The sequence below is a fragment of the Acinetobacter gerneri DSM 14967 = CIP 107464 = MTCC 9824 genome, assembly GCF_000368565.1.
In the GTDB taxonomy this organism is placed as follows: Bacteria; Pseudomonadota; Gammaproteobacteria; order Pseudomonadales; family Moraxellaceae; genus Acinetobacter; species Acinetobacter gerneri.
The window spans coordinates 143539-161892 of record NZ_KB849544.1 but is presented as its reverse complement, the minus strand read 5'-3'; the positions used below and the strand labels follow the sequence as shown (position 1 = coordinate 161892).

The following is an 18354-nucleotide window of genomic DNA, read 5'->3' as shown; positions in this document are numbered from 1 at the left end:
TGTACATTGTGTAACTTTTAGTCATTTTTTGTTACTTTTATATAAATTATTTAGATGGAATTAAAAATAAAAAAAGCCCTGAATAGTTCAGAGCTTTTAACAACCTATATAAAATTATTGCATAGAACCTTGTTCTTCAAATTTTGCATGCCAAGACAAAGCCTCGTTGAGTAGATGTGGAGTATGTCCACCTTTTTCGCATGCCCTATCAAAATAATCATTTAATGCTGCTTTATAACTTGGGTGCGCACAGTGGTCGATAATTTTTCGAGCACGTTCACGCGGCGCAAGACCTCGCAAGTCAGCTAAGCCCTGTTCTGTTACCAATATATCGATATCATGTTCATTGTGATCGACATGACTGACCATAGGCACAACCGACGAAATCGCGCCATTTTTAGCGATCGACTTGGTCACAAAAATCGCTAAATGTGCATTTCGGGTAAAATCGCCTGAACCACCTATTCCATTCATCATTTTTGTACCCGTCACATGGGTAGAATTTACATTGCCATATATATCAAACTCGATCGCAGTATTGATCGCGATAATCCCCAAACGGCGAATAAGTTCAGGATTATTTGAAATATCTTGCGGACGTAGCACGATTTTGTCTTTATAAAAGTCAAAATTTTGCATCACACGCTGAGCGGAAGTATCCAATGTCATAGAGCAGCCCGAAGCAAATTTCATCTTGCCACAGTCAATGAGATCAAAAGTACAGTCTTGTAGCACTTCTGAATACATTTCTAAATCTTTAAAATTTGAATGCTCAAAACCTGCAAAAACAGCATTGGCAATAGAACCGACGCCCGATTGAAGTGGACCTAAATTTTCAGGTAAACGACCAATAGCAACTTCATTTTCAAAAAAATTAATCAAGTTTTTTGCGATCGCTAAAGTTTCTTCATCAGCTTCTGCCATCGAAGATGCAGTATCTGGAATATCATTAAACACAATGGCAACGATTTTCTCAGGATCTATCGCGATACCTTGTGTACCAATACGCTCACCAACACGTGTTAAAGGTATCGGTCCACGATTTGGACGTTTTACGGGTACATAGATATCGTGTACACCTTCAAGTTTCGGATTGATTGTATTATCGATTTCAACGATGATTTGATCTGCAAGTTCTGCAAAAACAGCAGAGTTACCTACAGACCCTGTTGGGATAATTTGCCCATCTTCTGTGATCGCAATAGCTGAAATGACTGCTATATGAGGTGCAGCTATCACATGATGTTTCATCTGTTCCGCAGTTTCAGACAAGTGTTGATCCGTAAACATGACCTCACCAGCATTGATCGCTTTACGTAGGGTCGGATCAGCTTGATAAGGCAAGCGACGTGCGATCACATGTGACTCACACAGTTTTTGATCAATTTTATTGCCTAAGCTTGCACCTGTAGCAAAAGTAATTTTTACAGGATGTAATTTTGCCTTTTCAGCCAGCGCCAAAGGCACTGTTTTTGCTTCACCAGCACCACCAAAACCACTCATCCCAATCACCATACCATCTTGGATAAACGAGATAGCTTGATCTGCTGACATTACTTTTTCATGTAGGGAGTTGAACCGTATACGATTTAAATCTATCGTCATTTTAAAAAATCTCAATAATAAAAATTAAACTGAATATCCATTAGTTTTTGATAATGGTTTTACTTGTTAAGCCCTATTCGTTATTTCAGTAAAGCAGAAATATATCCATCTAGACTTTATTGAAATTTGTTGTTGCTCATTATAATTTCCTTCTTTCACACATATAAAATATAAAACACCAGTTAAAGTGATTTATACAATACACCGCTAAACCTTTGGATTACTGTGTGATTCATCATTTCAATACCTATCGATGAGCTTATGATCAAGATAAGAGATATTTTTTTGTTCTTATAAATTTAAAATAAAAAAATGAAAAACTCGTATTAAAAATAAACATATTTACACCTATTTCAATCCATAGAATCATTTTATTTTAAATCAAGATGTTTAAAATCAGGGTATTTAAAATAAAGACCTAAAATTGACCTTTCCTAAACCGTTAAAAAAATAATAAAAAATTTAGATGATTGCTCGGCTTAAACTAAAAGTTTTGGCGATACAATCCTAAATTGCAAAGACAATAAAATACTTTTCCTTAAATTTAAAACAGAAATGCTGTTTCGTGACCCCTTAAGTTCTCATGTCTTGACTTTCATTTTTCTTTATGTTTTTTAAAGAAACATGATGAAATACTACTTGAGTATTTTTTAAACAGATACAAGACCATAGTTTCATATTCATACAGAAAAAATTTAGTTATTTTGCTAAAGTGCTTTGAATGAGCTTTTTTTGGGAAAAAGGATGATGTCTGTACGCCAACAAAATTTTCTATTAAGAAAAGAGAAGATTTTAAATATGGCTGAAAATCTGCTCTTGGAAAATAATCAGGATATTACGCTCAGTGAATTAGCCAAGGAATTGGATATCGCTAAAGGAACAATATACAAGCATTTTAAAAGTAAAAATCAACTATATTTAGAATTGATTATACAAAATGAAAAACGTCTGCTTGATATCACCATAAAATATAAAAACAATATTAAGACTTATGTGACTCAATATATGCTCTACAATATGTTGAATTCAAATCGAACAATATTGCTGCATTTTATTGAAGAAAGACTCACCAATAACGAACGTAAATTAAAAGATTTATTTGAAGAATTATATCGTATTCGAGAAGAACGAATTATCCAAATTAAAGATAGCACTGATGAACATTTAAAATCAGTAAAAAGTAAAATGTCTATTCGAGATTATTTATCTTATGTGTGGACGGTGACTTACGGCGCTTCTCTATTATTAAACTCGACACATTATCAGAAAGCCATAGGCTCTCGTGAGCGTTTAATCAAACTTTATGTCAATCAAGCACTGATGACACCGGATACCTTGTCTGAAGATGACTAATTAGCTTTAAAATAAATAATAGATCTAAATGAATAAGAGGAAATATTGATCAATATTTCCTCTATTTTTATGGATAAATCGAAGCAGATTATTCAGCAGAAATATCTGCAAATAAAACTGAAGATAAGTAACGTTCACCACCATCTGGCAATACAACTACAATTGTTTTTCCAGCATTTTCAGGACGTGCAGCAAGTTTAGACGCAGCAGCAATGGCAGCTCCACTTGAAATACCAACTAAAAGACCTTCTTGTGTGGCAGTTTTACGTGCAAAATCAATTGCTTCATCACTTGGAATGGCAATGACTTCATCAACCAAATCTAAGTCTAGGTTTTTTGGAATAAAGTTAGCTCCAATACCTTGGATTTTATGTGGTCCAGGTGTCAATGTTTCACCTTTTTTCGCTTGAGTGATGATTGCAGATTCGGCTGGTTCTACAGCTACGCTATAAATTGCTTGATTTTTCACTTTTTCAAAATAACGTGAAATCCCAGTTAATGTACCGCCAGTTCCAACACCAGAAACCAAGATGTCAACTTTACCCGCAGTCGCTGCCCAAATTTCAGGACCAGTCGTTTTTTCATGGATTTCAGGATTGGCTGGGTTTTCAAACTGTTGTGGTAAGTAATATGTTTCAGGCTGTTCACGAACTAAACGCTCAGCTTCTTCGATTGCCCCTTTCATACCCTTTGCAGGATCTGTGAGCAGTAAATTTGCCCCCAAAGCCTTGAGTACTTTACGGCGTTCAATACTCATACTAGAAGGCATCGTCAATGTAATGTCATAGCCTTTTGCAGCCGCTACATAAGCCAATGCAATACCTGTATTTCCACTCGTTGGTTCAACGATATGCATGCCTTTTTTGAGTAGACCTTTTGCTTCGGCTTCTGAGATCAACGCTGCACCGACACGGTCTTTAACAGAAAATGCAGGATTGCGGCTTTCGACTTTTGCCAAAACAGTTGCTGCGCTTTCAATCACTCGATTGATGCGGACCAAAGGCGTATTACCAATAGCTTCAGCATTATTACTATAAACAGCGATGCCTAAATTTTCTGGCGCATTAAATTGTGAATCTGTTGACATGCTCTTTCCTTGAATTTAGAGGATTTAAAAGTGTTATAAATCTATAATATCCCTTCTAAACACCGAATGATATGCACAAAAAAGATTTAGATATGTAAAAAATGTATAAATATGTATTTAAAAATCATTATGTTATTCTATGACAAAATTAAACGTATGAAATGTCACCAAATATCCTTGTGCAGTCTAGTGACATTTCGATCATAATAAGCGTATTGAAAACACGATGGTAACAACATGGCAAGTAATGCTTATCAGAAGTTTTATCGACAATTTACAAAAAAAATTCTGGATAAAATTGTCAGCCCACAAATATTAGGCGATACCCAAGATATTGAAAATATTTCCAAAGACTTACATGCATCTTCCAATATTTGTTATTTGATCCAAGATGACTCACTTTCCAATCAGGTATTGATTGATAGTGAAATCGAAAAGCGTGGAATGAAGTCAGCATTTGCGCCACTGAAATTGAATTTTATCAATGAAGAAGATTCTTTTTTATCGCTCAATAAATCTAAAAAATATAATGAACAATCACGTTATTCTGAAAAACTCACCCGATTGATTGAATATTTGCAAAAGCATCCTGATGAAGATGTATCACTTATACCTGTGACAGTGCTTTGGGGACGTGCACCTGAAACTGAAGATAGTTGGTACAAAGCATTGTTGTCCGATGCTTGGTCTACACCGACTAAAATCAAACAAACTTTAAATATCACCTTATACGGTCGTGAAAATTATATCGAATTTCATCAGGGCGTGTCTTTACGCGGTTTGATTGAAGCGGCAACGATTCGTGAACCGAACTACTTCCCAGCACATTATGTTGAACATGAATTAAATCAACTTTTTGATCAATATAAAGAAGCTATATTGGGTCCCGATCTTTCCGACCGCCGTACCGTCATTGATAAATTGATGATTGCAGACGCAATCCAAGAAGCGATCCGAACAGAAAGTATCAACAAAAAAGTTAGTTTGCTTGAGTCCGAAATTCGTGCACGTAGTTATCTCGAAGAAATTGTTTCGGATTATTCTTATTCCACGATCCGTTTTGCTGACATCGTATTAACAAAACTTTGGACGCAGCTCTATGATGGTGTAGAAGTTCACAATTTTGATATGGTTCGTGAACTAGCCAAAGATTACGAAATCATTTACACACCTTGCCACCGCAGTCATATCGACTACCTTTTGTTGTCCTACGTGATCTTTAAGCGTGGTCTAATGGTGCCGCATATCGCTGCTGGGATTAATCTCAATTTGCCTGTTTTCGGTCAAATTGCACGTGGTGCAGGTGCATATTTTATTCGTCGTAGTTTTAATGGTAACGCCTTATATACTGCCGTTTTCAAAGAATATGTGCATAGTTTACTCTCCAGAAATACACCACTTGAATACTTTATCGAAGGTGGGCGTTCACGTACTGGACGTTTATTGCCTGCGAAAAAAGGTATGCTCGCAATGACGATCCAAAGTCATTTACGTGGTGTAACCAAACCGATTGTTTTTATCCCGACTTATTTTGGATATGAAAAGTTACTCGAAGGTACTTCATATATCAAAGAGTTAGGTGGTGAAAAGAAAAAAGCTGAGTCTATTTTTGGGATTTTAAAATCTATTCGCAAAATTGAAAAAGTGTTTGGTATCGTCCATGTTAACTTTGGTGAGCCTGTTTATTTAGATCCAATTCTGAAAAATAATGCAGCACCAGAGCATTTGGATTTACACGATGATGTGCCAGAATCTGTGAAAAAGACTGTGAATGATGTTTCAATTGATATATTGGAAAATATCAATAAAGCGGTGGTGATTAACCCTGTTTCATTGCTTGCTTTCGTTTTACTCAATACGCCTAAACAAATGCTTTCTGAACGTGAGCTAATTCAACGTCTGGAACAATATCGGACTTTACTCAGTCTAAATCCTTATGATGAAAGGATGAAAATTACGCCATTATCAAATCCTGAAATCATTCAATATTGCATCAAGCTTAAACAAGTTGAATATGTGGAACATGATGGCGAACCGTGGGTTCGCGTCTGTGATAAGCAAGAGGCTTTATTAAAATATTTTAGTAATAATATTTTGCATACTTTTGTTTTAACATCAAATATGGCCAAGATATTACTCGAAGAAACATGTATAGCGAAGTCTGATTTATTCTTGAAAATGAATGAGAATTATCCAGCAATACAAGCAGAGTTTTTCTTGAAATGGAAAGTTGAAGAACTTGAAGCTGTATATGAAAATATATTGAACTATTTTAAAGCTGAAAATCTAATTCAAGATCAAGACAATCAGCAAATTATGCTCACAGCGGATGATAATGAACTTGGTTTATTACAGTCTTTGGCAGATGTTTATCAGAGCCCAGTTTCTGAAAAATAAACCTTAGATCAATAAAATGCTGATAAAAAAACCTGCAACTTTGCAGGTCTTTTTATGTTCAGTGCTCTAACAGTCGCTTTTGTTTTTGAAATGTTTTTAAATTACTTTTTGGCGATCCAGCCATAATAATTCAGCACTTGCATAAAGCTTTGCGCTGAGCTAAATCCAGATTTGTTGAACAATTCTTGTAATTCTTCTGATGAAATTAAATAAAAATCATCAACTAGACGTTGTGCCATATTCTCACTTTGTTGAACTGTTAAACCTATTTCTTGAACAAGATTTTTTAAAATATTTATTTCATTTTGATCATGAATTTTCATTAAATCATAGCTAAGTAAAATACCCTGATTTTTTAGGCTTTGAGCAATGTCTGAGAAAAACTGTGCTTTAGATTGAAAATCGACAAAATGAGACACCAATATGGATAGTGCAGCATCAAATTTCGCTGGATATTGTTTTAAAATTTGACTATCAGCATGAATAAATTCGATTTTATGCTGTGCATTATGTTGATTGCAAAGCGATTTTGCTTTCTCAATCATGTTCAGTGAGGGATCAATGGCAGTAAATTTCCACTGAGGAAAGGTTTCTGATAAATATTGTAATTCATAGCCTGTACCGCAACCGACCACGACAATATGTGCATTTTCAGATAAATATTGCTTTAAAATCGCATGTACATTTTGATGAATAAGTTCATAGCCCGGTATTAGTTTTCGTATATGATCATCATACCCATCTACAACTTTCTGATTGCTAAAATCTTTTGCCATACATTTAACCAAAGTTTATTTTCAAAAAATCAAGGATTACAATAATTTCTTTACTTGATTGCCCCTGTACTTATTTATAAATTCCAATTGTCAAAAAATCAATTTTTAAAACTATGCTCTTATCAACGAAGAGCATAGTGAAATAGGGTTGTTGATATTTCACAACCCGAATTAAGGATGAGGGTGTTTTAACTAAAAATATCCGTCAACTTTAACTCTGTACGCATAAATTCCTGCAATTTAAACTTCTGTGCTTTACCCGAAGCTGTAAGCGGAAATTCTGTGAAAAAGCGGACATATTTTGGGACTTTATTGTGTGAAATATGTTCTTTACAGTAGAGCTTGATCGTATCTTCTGTGGTTTGATGATGCTCATGTAAAATGATACAAGCGCAAAGTTCTTCACCATATTTCGCATCCGGCAATCCAATCACTTGCACATCAGAGATATCTGGATGAGTATATAAAAAGTCTTCGATTTCTTTTGGAAATAGATTTTCCCCACCACGAATCACGACGTCTTTGATACGCCCTTTGATTTTGACGAAACCATCGGCATCCATTTCAGCGATATCGCCGGTATGCATCCAACCTGCTTCATCAATCACTTCTTTTGTTTTTTCAGGCTCTTCCCAATACCCGAGCATCACAGAATAGCCACGGACGCACAATTCACCGAGTTTGCCCTTTGGAACAATTTTATCGTGTTCATCGATAATTTTGATTTCAAGATGTGGATGAATACGACCTACAGTGCTTACTCGCTGTTCAATGCTATCCGTTGTTGAACTTTGTACGCTTACAGGCGAAGTTTCAGTCATACCATAACAAATGGTAATTTCTGACATATTCATACGGTCGATGACACGTTGCATGATTTCACGTGGGCATGGACTGCCTGCCATAATCCCTGTACGCAAAGACGATAAATCAAATTGATCAAACTGTTCGTGCTCAAGCATGCCAATAAACATGGTCGGTACACCATAAGATGCCGTACATTTTTCATTTTGCATGGCTTTTAATGATTCTAATGGATTAAATACCCCTGCAGGATAAACCATCGTTGCGCCATGAGTGATACAGGCCAGATTGCCCATGACCATTCCAAAACAATGGAATAATGGTACTGAAATACAGACACGATCTTTTTCAGTCAAACGGATTGCTTCACCGACAAAAAAGCCATTATTTAAAATGTTGTTATGCGTGAGCATCGTCCCTTTAGGGTTGCCCGTTGTACCTGAGGTAAATTGAATATTAATCGTTTCATCAAACTGCAGATCATCAGCAATCGCTTGTAAATCCTCCAACTCTTTATGTGAAGGTTCAATCAACAAATCATCAAATTTGTGTAGTCCAGTGTGTGCTTGATCTTCTATTTTAATCACATGTTTTAAATGCGGTAAACGTGCAGCATTTAACAGCTTATCGGTACAATTTGTGATTTCAGGTGCAATTTTAGTGATGATTTCTTGATAGTTTGTCGTTTTAAAAGCCGGTGCAATAACCAATGCAGCACAAGATACTTTGTTGAGAACATATTCAAGTTCATTGCTTTTATATGCTGTATTGAGATTGACTAAAATAATGCCTGCTTTGGATGCTGCAAATTGAGTGATCGTCCATTCTACGCAGTTTGGTGACCAAATACCGATCCGATCACCTTTTTTCAAACCCATTTTCAACAAACTACAAGCAAAAGCATTGACCTTTGCCTGAAGCTGTCTATATGTAAGTCGAACATTTTGCTGGCAACTGACCAATGCTTCATGATCCGCGTATTGTTCACAAGCCATATCAAATTTTTCGGGAATCGTCATCCCGAGCAAAGGCTCTTTACTGGTACCGTTAGCATAACTTAAGCCATGTATCATTTGAATCACACTCCTTGATTCTTGGTATTGTTCTCACATCTAATTCTTGTATTCGGACAACTTTGTTTGACGCATTTCGTGGCTGTAACTCAAAAAACTCCTTTAAACGACTTGAATTGCTTTTACACAAAACTCTGAAATTTGTTGCACAAAGTTATCTCGATATTCCTCATCAAAATCAACTTCTTGTGATGGATTTAGGGGTTCAACCACAACATAAGTCATCGTAGCAACCACACACTGAGCCGCTGTATTTAAATCTCTAAAATGAAATACGCCCTGCTGTTTTCCTTCATCCAAAATTTGAGTAATGCTTTGTTTTATGCGCTCCTTACTTCGAAAACGTTCATGTTCAAGCTCAGGGTCAACAGGTTCAAACATCAATGAATAAGCCAACTGAGGACGATTCATTGCACGTTTTACAAATGTCGTGACCGCTTTATCGAGCTTTTGTACGGGATCAAGTTCACTTTTTGCGATGCTAAATAAAATCCCAATTTCATGGGTAATCGCATCAGATAAAACTTCGATCAAGACCTGACTTTTATTTTCAAAATAACGATAAACCAAACCGCTAGATACACCAGCTCGTTCAGCAATCGCTTGAATTTGCGCATCCTTAAAGCCCCCTTGGGCAATAAGGTCACGAGCGGATTGCAAAATAATTTTGCGATTTTGCTCCATTCGCTCTTGCATTAAAGTTGATCGTTTATAGCTCATAAAAACCATTCTCATCTATTTAAAATGAATTGTAAATCATTTTCTGAATATGTATTCACTTTTTTTAAAAATTAAAGTATGTTAGTTTAATCGTAACGAAGTTTCCGTAGATGATTTCGTTTAGGAAATAACAAATATAACGCGTTTTAGGATAATAGAAAGGACAAACAACATGGAACTACGCAGTATTGATTTTGGTTTAGATGAAACGCTGATCGCATTACGTGATTCTGTTGCAGCATTTTGTGCCAAAGAAATCGCGCCGATCGCTAAACAAGTCGATAAAGACAATCTTTTCCCACACGATCTTTGGAAAAAGTTTGGTGATATGGGACTACTCGGTCTGACAGTCAGTGAAGAATACGGTGGTTCTAACCTAGGTTATCTGGCTCATATTATTGCAATGCAGGAAATTTCACGTGCATCTGCATCTATTGGTTTGTCTTATGGCGCACATTCAAATTTGTGTGTAAATCAAATTAAACGTAATGGAAATGAGCAACAAAAACAAAAATATTTACCAAAACTTGTCTCAGGTGAATTTGTCGGTGCCCTTGCGATGTCTGAGCCAAATGCAGGTTCTGATGTGGTGAGCATGAAATTGCGTGCTGAGGAAAAAGATGATCATTTTGTTTTAAATGGTTCAAAAATGTGGATCACTAATGGCGGTGATGCCGATGTATTAGTGGTTTATGCAAAAACAGACATTCATGCAGGTGCGAAAGGCATGACTGCATTTTTGGTCGAAAAAGATATGCCAGGATTTAGTCATGGTACGCATTTAGATAAATTGGGCATGCGTGGCTCAAATACTTATCCGCTATTTTTTGACAATGTCAAAGTACCCAAAGAAAACGTGCTCGGTGGTGTGGGCAACGGTACAAAAGTACTGATGAGTGGTTTGGATTATGAACGTGCAGTGCTTTCAGCAGGCCCTCTAGGCATCATGGATGCTTGCTTAGATGTGGTCATTCCTTATGTTCATGATCGTAAACAATTTGGTCAAGCACTGGGCGAATTTCAACTCATGCAAGGCAAAATTGCAGATATGTATTCGACTTGGTTAGCGTGTAAAGCATTGGTTTATGCCGTTGGTGCAGCCTGCGACAAAGCAGATCATGATCGTAGTCTACGTAAAGATGCTGCAAGTGCCATTTTATATGCTGCTGAAAAAGCCACTTGGATGGCAGGCGAAGCGATTCAAACACTGGGTGGCAATGGTTATATCAATGAATATGACACAGGTCGTTTATGGCGTGATGCAAAACTCTATGAAATCGGCGCAGGAACTTCAGAGATTCGTCGCATGTTGATTGGTCGTGAACTTTTCAATGAAACGGCATAACTGAGAGTGGAATGAGGAGCACACGATGAATCAATTACAAAGCAAAATAAATACAAGAAGTGAAGATTTCAAATCTAATCAAACGGCTATGCAAAATTTAGTTGAAGATTTGAAAAATGTTTCACATAAAATCGCTCTCGGTGGCGGTGAAAAAGCACGTGAAAAACATTTAGCTCGCGGTAAATTATTACCAAGACAACGTATAGATCAACTGATTGATGCTGGAACAGCATTTTTAGAAATCGGGCAATTTGCCGCACACAATGTTTATCCTGATGAAGTCCCTGCTGCGGGTATGGTGGCTGGTGTTGGTCAGGTTCAAGGCATTAGCTGTATGATCATTGCCAATGATGCAACAGTTAAGGGTGGAACCTATTATCCATTAACCGTCAAAAAACACTTACGTGCACAAGAAATCGCTGAACAAAATCATTTGCCTTGTATTTATCTCGTGGATTCTGGTGGTGCATTTTTACCACTTCAAGATGAAGTCTTCCCTGATCGAGATCATTTTGGTCGTATTTTTTACAATCAAGCACGCATGTCGAGCATGGGCATCGCCCAAATCGCTGTGGTCATGGGCAGCTGCACAGCGGGCGGTGCTTATGTGCCTGCAATGTCTGATGAAACCATTATCGTCCGCAATCAAGGCACCATTTTCTTGGGTGGCCCACCACTTGTCAAAGCTGCGACTGGTGAAGTTGTAAGCTCAGAAGACTTAGGTGGTGGTGATGTGCATACTCGTCTTTCAGGTGTGGCTGATTATTTGGCTAAAAACGATGAACATGCAATTGAACTTGCACGTAATATTGTGTCAAATCTCAATAAAAAACCACAACAATTTAAAGCCAATATTGATGCCCCACTTTTTGATGAAAATGAACTGTATGGTGTTGTTCCAAGTGATGCCCGTAAGCCATTTGATGTCAAAGAAGTCATTGCCCGTATCGTTGATGGATCACGTTTTGATGAGTTTAAAGCACGATTCGGTACGACTTTAATCACAGGCTTTGCAGAGTTATATGGCAATCCAGTGGGTATTGTTGCCAACAACGGAATTTTATTTTCAGAATCTGCACAAAAAGGCGCACACTTTATCGAGTTGTGCTGTCAACGCAACATTCCTTTACTTTTCATTCAAAATATCACTGGATTTATGGTGGGTCGCCAGTATGAAAATGAAGGGATCGCAAAAAATGGTGCAAAACTGGTTATGGCTGTTGCCAATGCCAATGTTCCGAAATTGACTTTGATTATTGGTGGATCATTTGGTGCAGGTAACTACGGCATGTGTGGTCGTGCTTATTCTCCACGTTTTTTATGGACTTGGCCAAATTCTCGTATCTCGGTCATGGGCGGTGAACAAGCCGCCAGCGTTTTATCTACTTTGAAACGTGATCAAATCGAAAGTAAAGGCGAACAATGGTCGGCTGAAGCAGAAGATGAGTTTAAACAACCGATCCGCAATCAATATGAAAAACAAGGCCATCCTTACTATGCCTCTGCCCGCCTTTGGGATGATGGCGTAATTGATCCTGCCCAAACCCGCCATGTACTGGGGTTGAGTTTAGCTGCGACATTAAATGCCCCAATCGCCCCAACAAAGTTCGGCGTGTTCCGTATGTAAGGAGTTTAGGAAATGGATTTTCAATACATACAATTAGAAATAGCAGAACAAACTGCAACGATTTGGTTGAATCGACCAGAAGTACACAATGCCTTCAATCCAGTTTTGATAGAAGAACTGCAATCTTGTTTTGACGCTTTAAATCAAAATAACCAAGTTCGTGTGGTGATTTTGGCAGGTCGTGGAAAAAGCTTTTCAGCTGGGGCTGATCTCAACTGGATGAAAGCGCAAGGTGAAGCTGAACTCGCAGAAAATGAAGCGGATGCTCTTAAACTCGCACAAATGCTAAATGCTTTGGCGACGCTAAAACAACCCACTATTGCACGTGTGCATGGTGCAGCGCTAGGCGGTGGCATGGGACTCGCCTCAGCTTGTGATATGTGTATCGCAAGCTCGGAAGCTAAGTTTGCAACTTCAGAGGTTCGCTTAGGTTTAGCACCCTCAACCATTAGCCCTTATGTCATTCGTGCTATCGGGGCACGTCAAGCATCACGATATTTTTTAACAGCAGAACGCATTTCGGCAAAACATGCACGTGATATTGGTCTGGTACATGAAGTGACTGAGCCTGAACAGTTGGATCAGAAAATACAAGACATTATTGATGCATTATTACTGGGTGGCGCAGCCGCACAAACAGCCTCAAAGCAATTAATCGCAATGGTTGCAACTGAGCAAGTGAATGCCGAACTTTTACAAAGTACAGCCAAACACATTGCCCATCTCAGACAAGGTGCAGAAGCCAAAGATGGACTCAATGCATTTTTAAATAAACAAAGCCCAAGTTGGGTGAAAACAACATCAGAACAATGATAAGGATAAGCAAATGTTTGAAAAAATATTGATTGCAAACCGTGGTGAAATTGCTTGCCGAGTGATAAAAACAGCGAAGAAATTAGGTATCGCAACTGTTGCTGTATATTCTGATGCTGATAAAAATGCGCAACACGTCAAACAAGCGGATGAGGCCATTTATATCGGTGCATCACCTGCGGCTCAAAGTTATTTACAAGTTGAAAGAATCATTCAAGCCGCACTTGATACAGGTAGCCAAGCTATACATCCAGGTTATGGTTTTTTATCTGAAAATGATCAATTTGCACTCGCATGTAAAAAAAATGGCATCACTTTTATCGGTCCACCAGTAGATGCGATCCTAAAAATGGGATTGAAAGCAACCTCTAAACAACTGATGGAAAATGCGGGTGTGCCATTAACACCGGGTTATCATGGCTCAAATCAAGATCCTGAATTTTTAAAACAACAAGCTGACCAAATTGGCTATCCTGTCCTGATTAAAGCTTCGGCAGGTGGTGGCGGAAAAGGCATGAGTTTAGTTGAAAAATCAGATGATTTCTTGGCTTCTCTCGCCTCTTGTAAACGTGAAGCAAAAGCAAGTTTTGCCAATGATGATGTACTCATAGAACGCTATGTGGTCAATCCACGGCATATTGAGGTACAAGTTTTTGGTGATCAACACGGCAATTATGTACATTTTTTTGAACGTGATTGTTCAGTGCAACGCCGTCATCAAAAAGTCCTTGAAGAAGCTCCTGCACCAAAAATGCCAGAAGATAAATTGAGTGTCATACGCCAAGCCGCTGTAGATGCTGCCAAAGCTGTAAACTATGTGGGCGCAGGCACGGTAGAATTTATCGTCGAGCAAGATGGTACAGCTTATTTCATGGAAATGAATACCCGTCTACAAGTTGAGCATCCTGTTTCTGAAATGATCACAGGGGTCGATTTGGTTGAATGGCAACTTCGAGTAGCTTTTGGTGAACGACTCCCGAAACAGCAAGATCAATTGAAAATCAACGGTCATGCGATCGAAGCAAGGGTTTATGCTGAAGAACCTGAAAAAGGTTATCTACCTGCGATTGGTCAGATCAGTTACCTACATTATCCTGAACAAAATCAAAATGTTCGTATAGACAGTGGCATCATTCAAGGTGATGAAATCACGACTTTTTATGATCCTATGATCGCCAAACTGATCGTATGGGGTGAAAATCGTCAAGCTGCATTGGTTCAAATGCAACATGCACTAGGACAGTTTTATGTAGATGGGCTTGGCAATAACATTGCATTTCTAGATCGTATTATCCGTTCTGAGTCATTTAAAACTGCAAATCTAGATACCAATTTGATCCAACGTGAAGACGATTTTCTATTTAAAAAAATCGCCACAGCGAGTCCTGACACTAAAGTCGCTGCTGCATTTATCGCGCTGCTGTTAAAGTTTTCGGCTGTACCAAACAATCCAATTTGGCAAAATCACAAACTTTGGCGTGTCAATTTAAACAGTAGTTATACCGTAAAACTTGAATATTTAAATGAAACGATTCAAGTTGAATTTACGCAAGAACAAAATACTTATCTTGCGAAATTCCAAGATCAAACATTTGAAATATCAGGTGAATTGGCTGATAAAAATACATTATCACTTTTGATTAATGGCAAACAAATCAAACAAGCTTTCAATCAAAATCAAGATGGTTTGACGCTATATCAAAACGGTCAAAGCTTTATATTTGGCTATATTAAACAAAATTTTGCAGCGGCAGATACGCAAGATAATGAAGCCAATCTTAAAGCTCCGATGCCTGGCGTGATTACACAAGTCTTGGTAGAAAAAAATGCGGCTGTGAAAAAAAATGACGTCTTAATCACTTTAGAAGCCATGAAAATAGAATACTCTATTCGTGCTCCGAGAGATGGCGTGATTAGCCAAGCTTATTTCCAAGTCGGCGATCAAGTTAAAGCTGGGGATGAATTGGTGGAATTTGAACCTATTTCAGAGGATGCAGCATGAGCGATGATGTAAAAATTGTTGAAGTTGGTCCACGTGATGGCCTGCAAAATGAAAAAATGCCACTCACATTAGAACAACGTAAAACATTGATTTTAGCGTTAATGCAAACAGGACTACAGTCGATTGAAGTCGGTTCATGTGTCTCTCCAAAATGGGTTCCACAGATGGCAAATAGTACAGAACTGTTTGCCGAGCTTCCTCAAAATACAGGGATAGCACTGAGTTTATTGACCCCAAATTTAAAGGGTTTTGAACAAGCATTGGCGTGTGGCTGTAAGGAAGTTGCTGTTTTTACAGCAGCTTCAGAAAGCTTTACCCAAAAAAATATTAACTGTTCTATCGCTGAAAGTTTTGAAAAATTTGCTGATGTCATTGCGCTTGCTAAGCAAAATGATATCAAAGTTCGAGGCTACGTTTCATGCGTTGTAGATTGTCCTTATGAAGGTGCAATTTCACCGCAACAAGTCACTCAAGTCGTCACCAAGCTGTTTGATATGGGCTGTTATGAAATCTCTTTGGGTGAAACCATAGGCACAGCAACACCAGATCGAGTGAAGCGATTGTGGGCGAGTGTATTAAATGAAATTGACAGTAAATTTTTAGCAGGACATTTCCACAATACTTATGGCATGGCGATAGCCAACATTTACCAATCACTTGAGCAAGGTATTCGTACATTTGATTCATCTGTTTCTGGCTTGGGTGGCTGTCCTTATGCCAAAGGAGCTGCTGGAAATGTCGCAACTGAGGATTTGTATTATTTACTAAACAATATGGGTTTCAAAACAGGTATTGATATCGATGCCTTAATGCAAGCCAGCCATGATATTAATCAAGTATTACAACGTCATAATCCATCAAATTATGCTCAAGCCTATTTTCAAAATAAAGCCTGATTCACATAGTTTATAGAACGATCAGATCATCATATTTATTGAAAAGTGAATTAAAAAATAAAGTTTTACTTTATTGCTGAGGAAGCAGGATAAATAACAACAATAGTCTATGAATAATTATGATTTGATCATAAATTATTGCTTTGGTTATTGTTATAATTTGAACAACGGATAAATTTGGTCGAGTTTACAAATGATGTAAATTTCGACCAACGACAACAAACAATAGATGTTAGATGACCAAATTAATATGTGTATTTCTGTAGTCTAATTTTAATTATCATTTATAAATCAATTTGATGAGATAAAACAATCACTGTAAATACAATATTATTCACATTATTATTACAACTATTTATAAAGAATGTTAACATTCTTTGGCAGCTTTTGCTGATTCAACAGGAAGTTGAAATACGAAAAAAAATAGGAGGAGTCAAAAGTGAGTGATTCACAAAATATCTTACAAAAATTTGCCATCAAAGTCAGTGATTGGTCAGAAAAATGGTTCCCTGATTCATATATTTTTGCCTTACTTGGTGTCGTGATCGTAGCAATTGCATCGATTGCGATCGGTGCTCCAGCAAAACAGGTTGCACTATCATTTGGTGATGGTTTTTGGAGTTTGATCCCATTTACTATGCAAATGTGTATGCTCATCGTGGTCGGTTACGTCGTCTCAGTGTCTAAACCCGTAGGCTTTCTCATCCAAAAATTGGCGCATATTCCTCACTCTGGACGCAGTGCGATCGTTTTAGTTGCCACTGTGAGTCTCACAGTTTCACTCATTAACTGGGCAATGAGTACCGTTTTAACAGCTTTACTGGTGATCGCACTGTCAAAACGTAAAGAACTGAATATGGATTATCGTGCAGCCGCGGCAGCAGCGATTATCGGTATGGGTGCGACTTGGGCACTTGGAATTAGTTCTTCAGCTGCGCAATTACAAGCAAATAAAGCCAGTTTACCGGACTCACTTTACCAACTTACTGGTGTAATTCCTTTTACAGAAACGATATTTTTACCACAATCTATGCTGATGACAGGCATTTTAATTGTGTTATCTATTGCAATCGCTTTTTGGTCTGCACCTAAAGGAAATGACATCAAAACGATTGACGATTTTGATGTGAAATTGGATGAAGAAAAAACTGAAGTTAGTACTCAAAAACGTCCTGGCGACTGGTTAGAAAACTCCCCTATTCTCTCAATTTTAATCGTCATTCTTGGTTTAATTTGGATGTTTAATGAATTTACAAAAAGCAATCCAATCATGGCAATTTCAGGTTTAAATACCTACAACTTTATATTTTTGATGTTAGGCATTGCCTTACATGGTACACCTAGAAATTTTCTAAATGCTGTATCTAAAGCGATTCCAGCCATATCTGGTGTTTTAATCCAATTCCCATTGTATGGCAGTATCGCTTTTATCATGACTCATGCCATGAACAGTCAAGATTTGTCATTATCACATTATATTGCTGAATTTTTCGTTTCCATTTCATCTAAAGAAACCTTTGCTGTCGTTATGGGGATTTATTCAGCCATTTTAGGATTTTTTATCCCTTCAGGTGGTGGAAAATGGATCATTGAGGCACCTTATGTGATTCAAGCTGCACATGATCTGAAATATCATCTCGGTTGGTCTGTACAGATTTACAATGCTGCTGAAGCTTTACCAAATTTGATCAATCCATTTTTTATGCTACCAATGCTGGGCATATTAAAGCTAAAGGCAAAAGATGTGATTGGTTTTACCGTAACACAGTTAATTTTCCATTTTCCAGTGGTCCTGTTCTTGCTCTGGATTTTAGGAAGAACACTCAGTTATGTACCACCTACATTTTAAATTAATT

General features: G+C 37.6%; 13 protein-coding genes. 8 read left to right on the top strand and 5 right to left on the bottom strand.

The genetic code is table 11. The features are described from left to right. Positions 1-114: 114 nt before the first annotated feature. Positions 115-1605, bottom strand: a complete 1491-nt coding sequence (gene scpC, locus F960_RS12005) for a succinyl-CoA:acetate CoA-transferase ScpC (protein ID WP_004865489.1) — start codon at positions 1603-1605, stop codon at positions 115-117. Positions 1606-2349: 744 nt separating this feature from the next. Here scpC and F960_RS12000 point away from each other — a divergent pair. Beyond that, the gene (locus F960_RS12000; RefSeq protein ID WP_020846652.1) at positions 2350-2958 is read left to right on the top strand and encodes a TetR/AcrR family transcriptional regulator; all 609 of its coding nucleotides are present in this window, start codon (positions 2350-2352) and stop codon (positions 2956-2958) included. 88 nt (positions 2959-3046) lie between these two features. Here the strand turns inward: F960_RS12000 and cysK are convergent, their stop codons facing one another. Then, the gene (cysK, locus tag F960_RS11995) at positions 3047-4045 is read right to left on the bottom strand and encodes a cysteine synthase A (RefSeq protein ID WP_004865486.1); all 999 of its coding nucleotides are present in this window, start codon (positions 4043-4045) and stop codon (positions 3047-3049) included. 237 nt (positions 4046-4282) lie between these two features. On the opposite strand from cysK, the gene plsB reads away from it, so the two are divergent. Further along, positions 4283-6442, top strand: coding sequence for a glycerol-3-phosphate 1-O-acyltransferase PlsB (gene plsB / locus F960_RS11990; RefSeq protein WP_004865485.1), 2160 nt, complete (start codon positions 4283-4285; stop codon positions 6440-6442). Between the two features lie 101 nt (positions 6443-6543). Here the strand turns inward: plsB and F960_RS11985 are convergent, their stop codons facing one another. The 3 genes from F960_RS11985 to F960_RS11975 all read right to left on the bottom strand — a co-directional run bounded on the left by F960_RS11985 (position 6544) and on the right by F960_RS11975 (position 9815). Continuing rightward, a complete protein-coding gene (locus F960_RS11985) occupies positions 6544-7218 on the bottom strand; it encodes a class I SAM-dependent methyltransferase (protein ID WP_004865483.1) in 675 nt (224 codons plus the stop codon). 188 nt (positions 7219-7406) lie between these two features. Then, a complete protein-coding gene (locus F960_RS11980) occupies positions 7407-9095 on the bottom strand; it encodes an AMP-binding protein (protein WP_004865481.1) in 1689 nt (562 codons plus the stop codon). 102 nt (positions 9096-9197) lie between these two features. After that, positions 9198-9815, bottom strand: a complete 618-nt coding sequence (locus F960_RS11975) for a TetR/AcrR family transcriptional regulator (RefSeq protein WP_004865480.1) — start codon at positions 9813-9815, stop codon at positions 9198-9200. A 172-nt stretch (positions 9816-9987) separates the two neighbouring features. Between F960_RS11975 and F960_RS11970 the strand changes: the two genes are divergently transcribed. The 6 genes from F960_RS11970 (at position 9988) to F960_RS11945 (ending at position 18347) form a co-directional block, all read left to right on the top strand. Further along, positions 9988-11160: an isovaleryl-CoA dehydrogenase gene (locus tag F960_RS11970; RefSeq protein WP_004865478.1), complete on the top strand. Its 1173-nt coding sequence runs from the start codon at positions 9988-9990 to the stop codon at positions 11158-11160. A gap of 25 nt (positions 11161-11185) precedes the next feature. After that, positions 11186-12787 (top strand): carboxyl transferase domain-containing protein, encoded by a 1602-nt coding sequence (locus F960_RS11965; RefSeq protein ID WP_004865477.1) that lies wholly within the window; start codon positions 11186-11188, stop codon positions 12785-12787. A gap of 12 nt (positions 12788-12799) precedes the next feature. Then, positions 12800-13600, top strand: coding sequence for an enoyl-CoA hydratase/isomerase family protein (locus tag F960_RS11960; RefSeq protein WP_004865475.1), 801 nt, complete (start codon positions 12800-12802; stop codon positions 13598-13600). Positions 13601-13613: 13 nt separating this feature from the next. Beyond that, complete coding sequence (locus F960_RS11955; protein ID WP_004865473.1) at positions 13614-15602, top strand: acetyl/propionyl/methylcrotonyl-CoA carboxylase subunit alpha; 1989 nt, start codon at positions 13614-13616, stop codon at positions 15600-15602. After that, positions 15599-16498 carry a hydroxymethylglutaryl-CoA lyase gene (locus tag F960_RS11950; protein ID WP_004865471.1) on the top strand — a complete coding sequence of 300 codons (900 nt, stop codon included), beginning with the start codon at positions 15599-15601 and terminating at the stop codon, positions 16496-16498. The genes F960_RS11955 and F960_RS11950 overlap by 4 nt, the downstream gene beginning before the upstream one ends. A 439-nt stretch (positions 16499-16937) precedes the next feature. Then, a complete protein-coding gene (locus tag F960_RS11945; RefSeq protein WP_004865469.1) occupies positions 16938-18347 on the top strand; it encodes a short-chain fatty acid transporter in 1410 nt (469 codons plus the stop codon). Positions 18348-18354 lie beyond the last annotated feature (7 nt).

Excerpts from the sequence above, each read along its gene's own strand:
- scpC (WP_004865489.1), bottom strand. The coding sequence starts at position 1,605 with ATGACGATAGATTTAAATCGTATACGGTTCAACTCCCTACATGAAAAA.
- F960_RS12000 (WP_020846652.1), top strand. The coding sequence starts at position 2,350 with ATGATGTCTGTACGCCAACAAAATTTTCTATTAAGAAAAGAGAAGATT.
- cysK (WP_004865486.1), bottom strand. The coding sequence starts at position 4,045 with ATGTCAACAGATTCACAATTTAATGCGCCAGAAAATTTAGGCATCGCT.
- plsB (WP_004865485.1), top strand. The coding sequence starts at position 4,283 with ATGGCAAGTAATGCTTATCAGAAGTTTTATCGACAATTTACAAAAAAA.
- F960_RS11985 (WP_004865483.1), bottom strand. The coding sequence starts at position 7,218 with ATGGCAAAAGATTTTAGCAATCAGAAAGTTGTAGATGGGTATGATGAT.
- F960_RS11980 (WP_004865481.1), bottom strand. The coding sequence starts at position 9,095 with ATGATACATGGCTTAAGTTATGCTAACGGTACCAGTAAAGAGCCTTTG.
- F960_RS11975 (WP_004865480.1), bottom strand. The coding sequence starts at position 9,815 with ATGAGCTATAAACGATCAACTTTAATGCAAGAGCGAATGGAGCAAAAT.
- F960_RS11970 (WP_004865478.1), top strand. The coding sequence starts at position 9,988 with ATGGAACTACGCAGTATTGATTTTGGTTTAGATGAAACGCTGATCGCA.
- F960_RS11965 (WP_004865477.1), top strand. The coding sequence starts at position 11,186 with ATGAATCAATTACAAAGCAAAATAAATACAAGAAGTGAAGATTTCAAA.
- F960_RS11960 (WP_004865475.1), top strand. The coding sequence starts at position 12,800 with ATGGATTTTCAATACATACAATTAGAAATAGCAGAACAAACTGCAACG.
- F960_RS11955 (WP_004865473.1), top strand. The coding sequence starts at position 13,614 with ATGTTTGAAAAAATATTGATTGCAAACCGTGGTGAAATTGCTTGCCGA.
- F960_RS11950 (WP_004865471.1), top strand. The coding sequence starts at position 15,599 with ATGAGCGATGATGTAAAAATTGTTGAAGTTGGTCCACGTGATGGCCTG.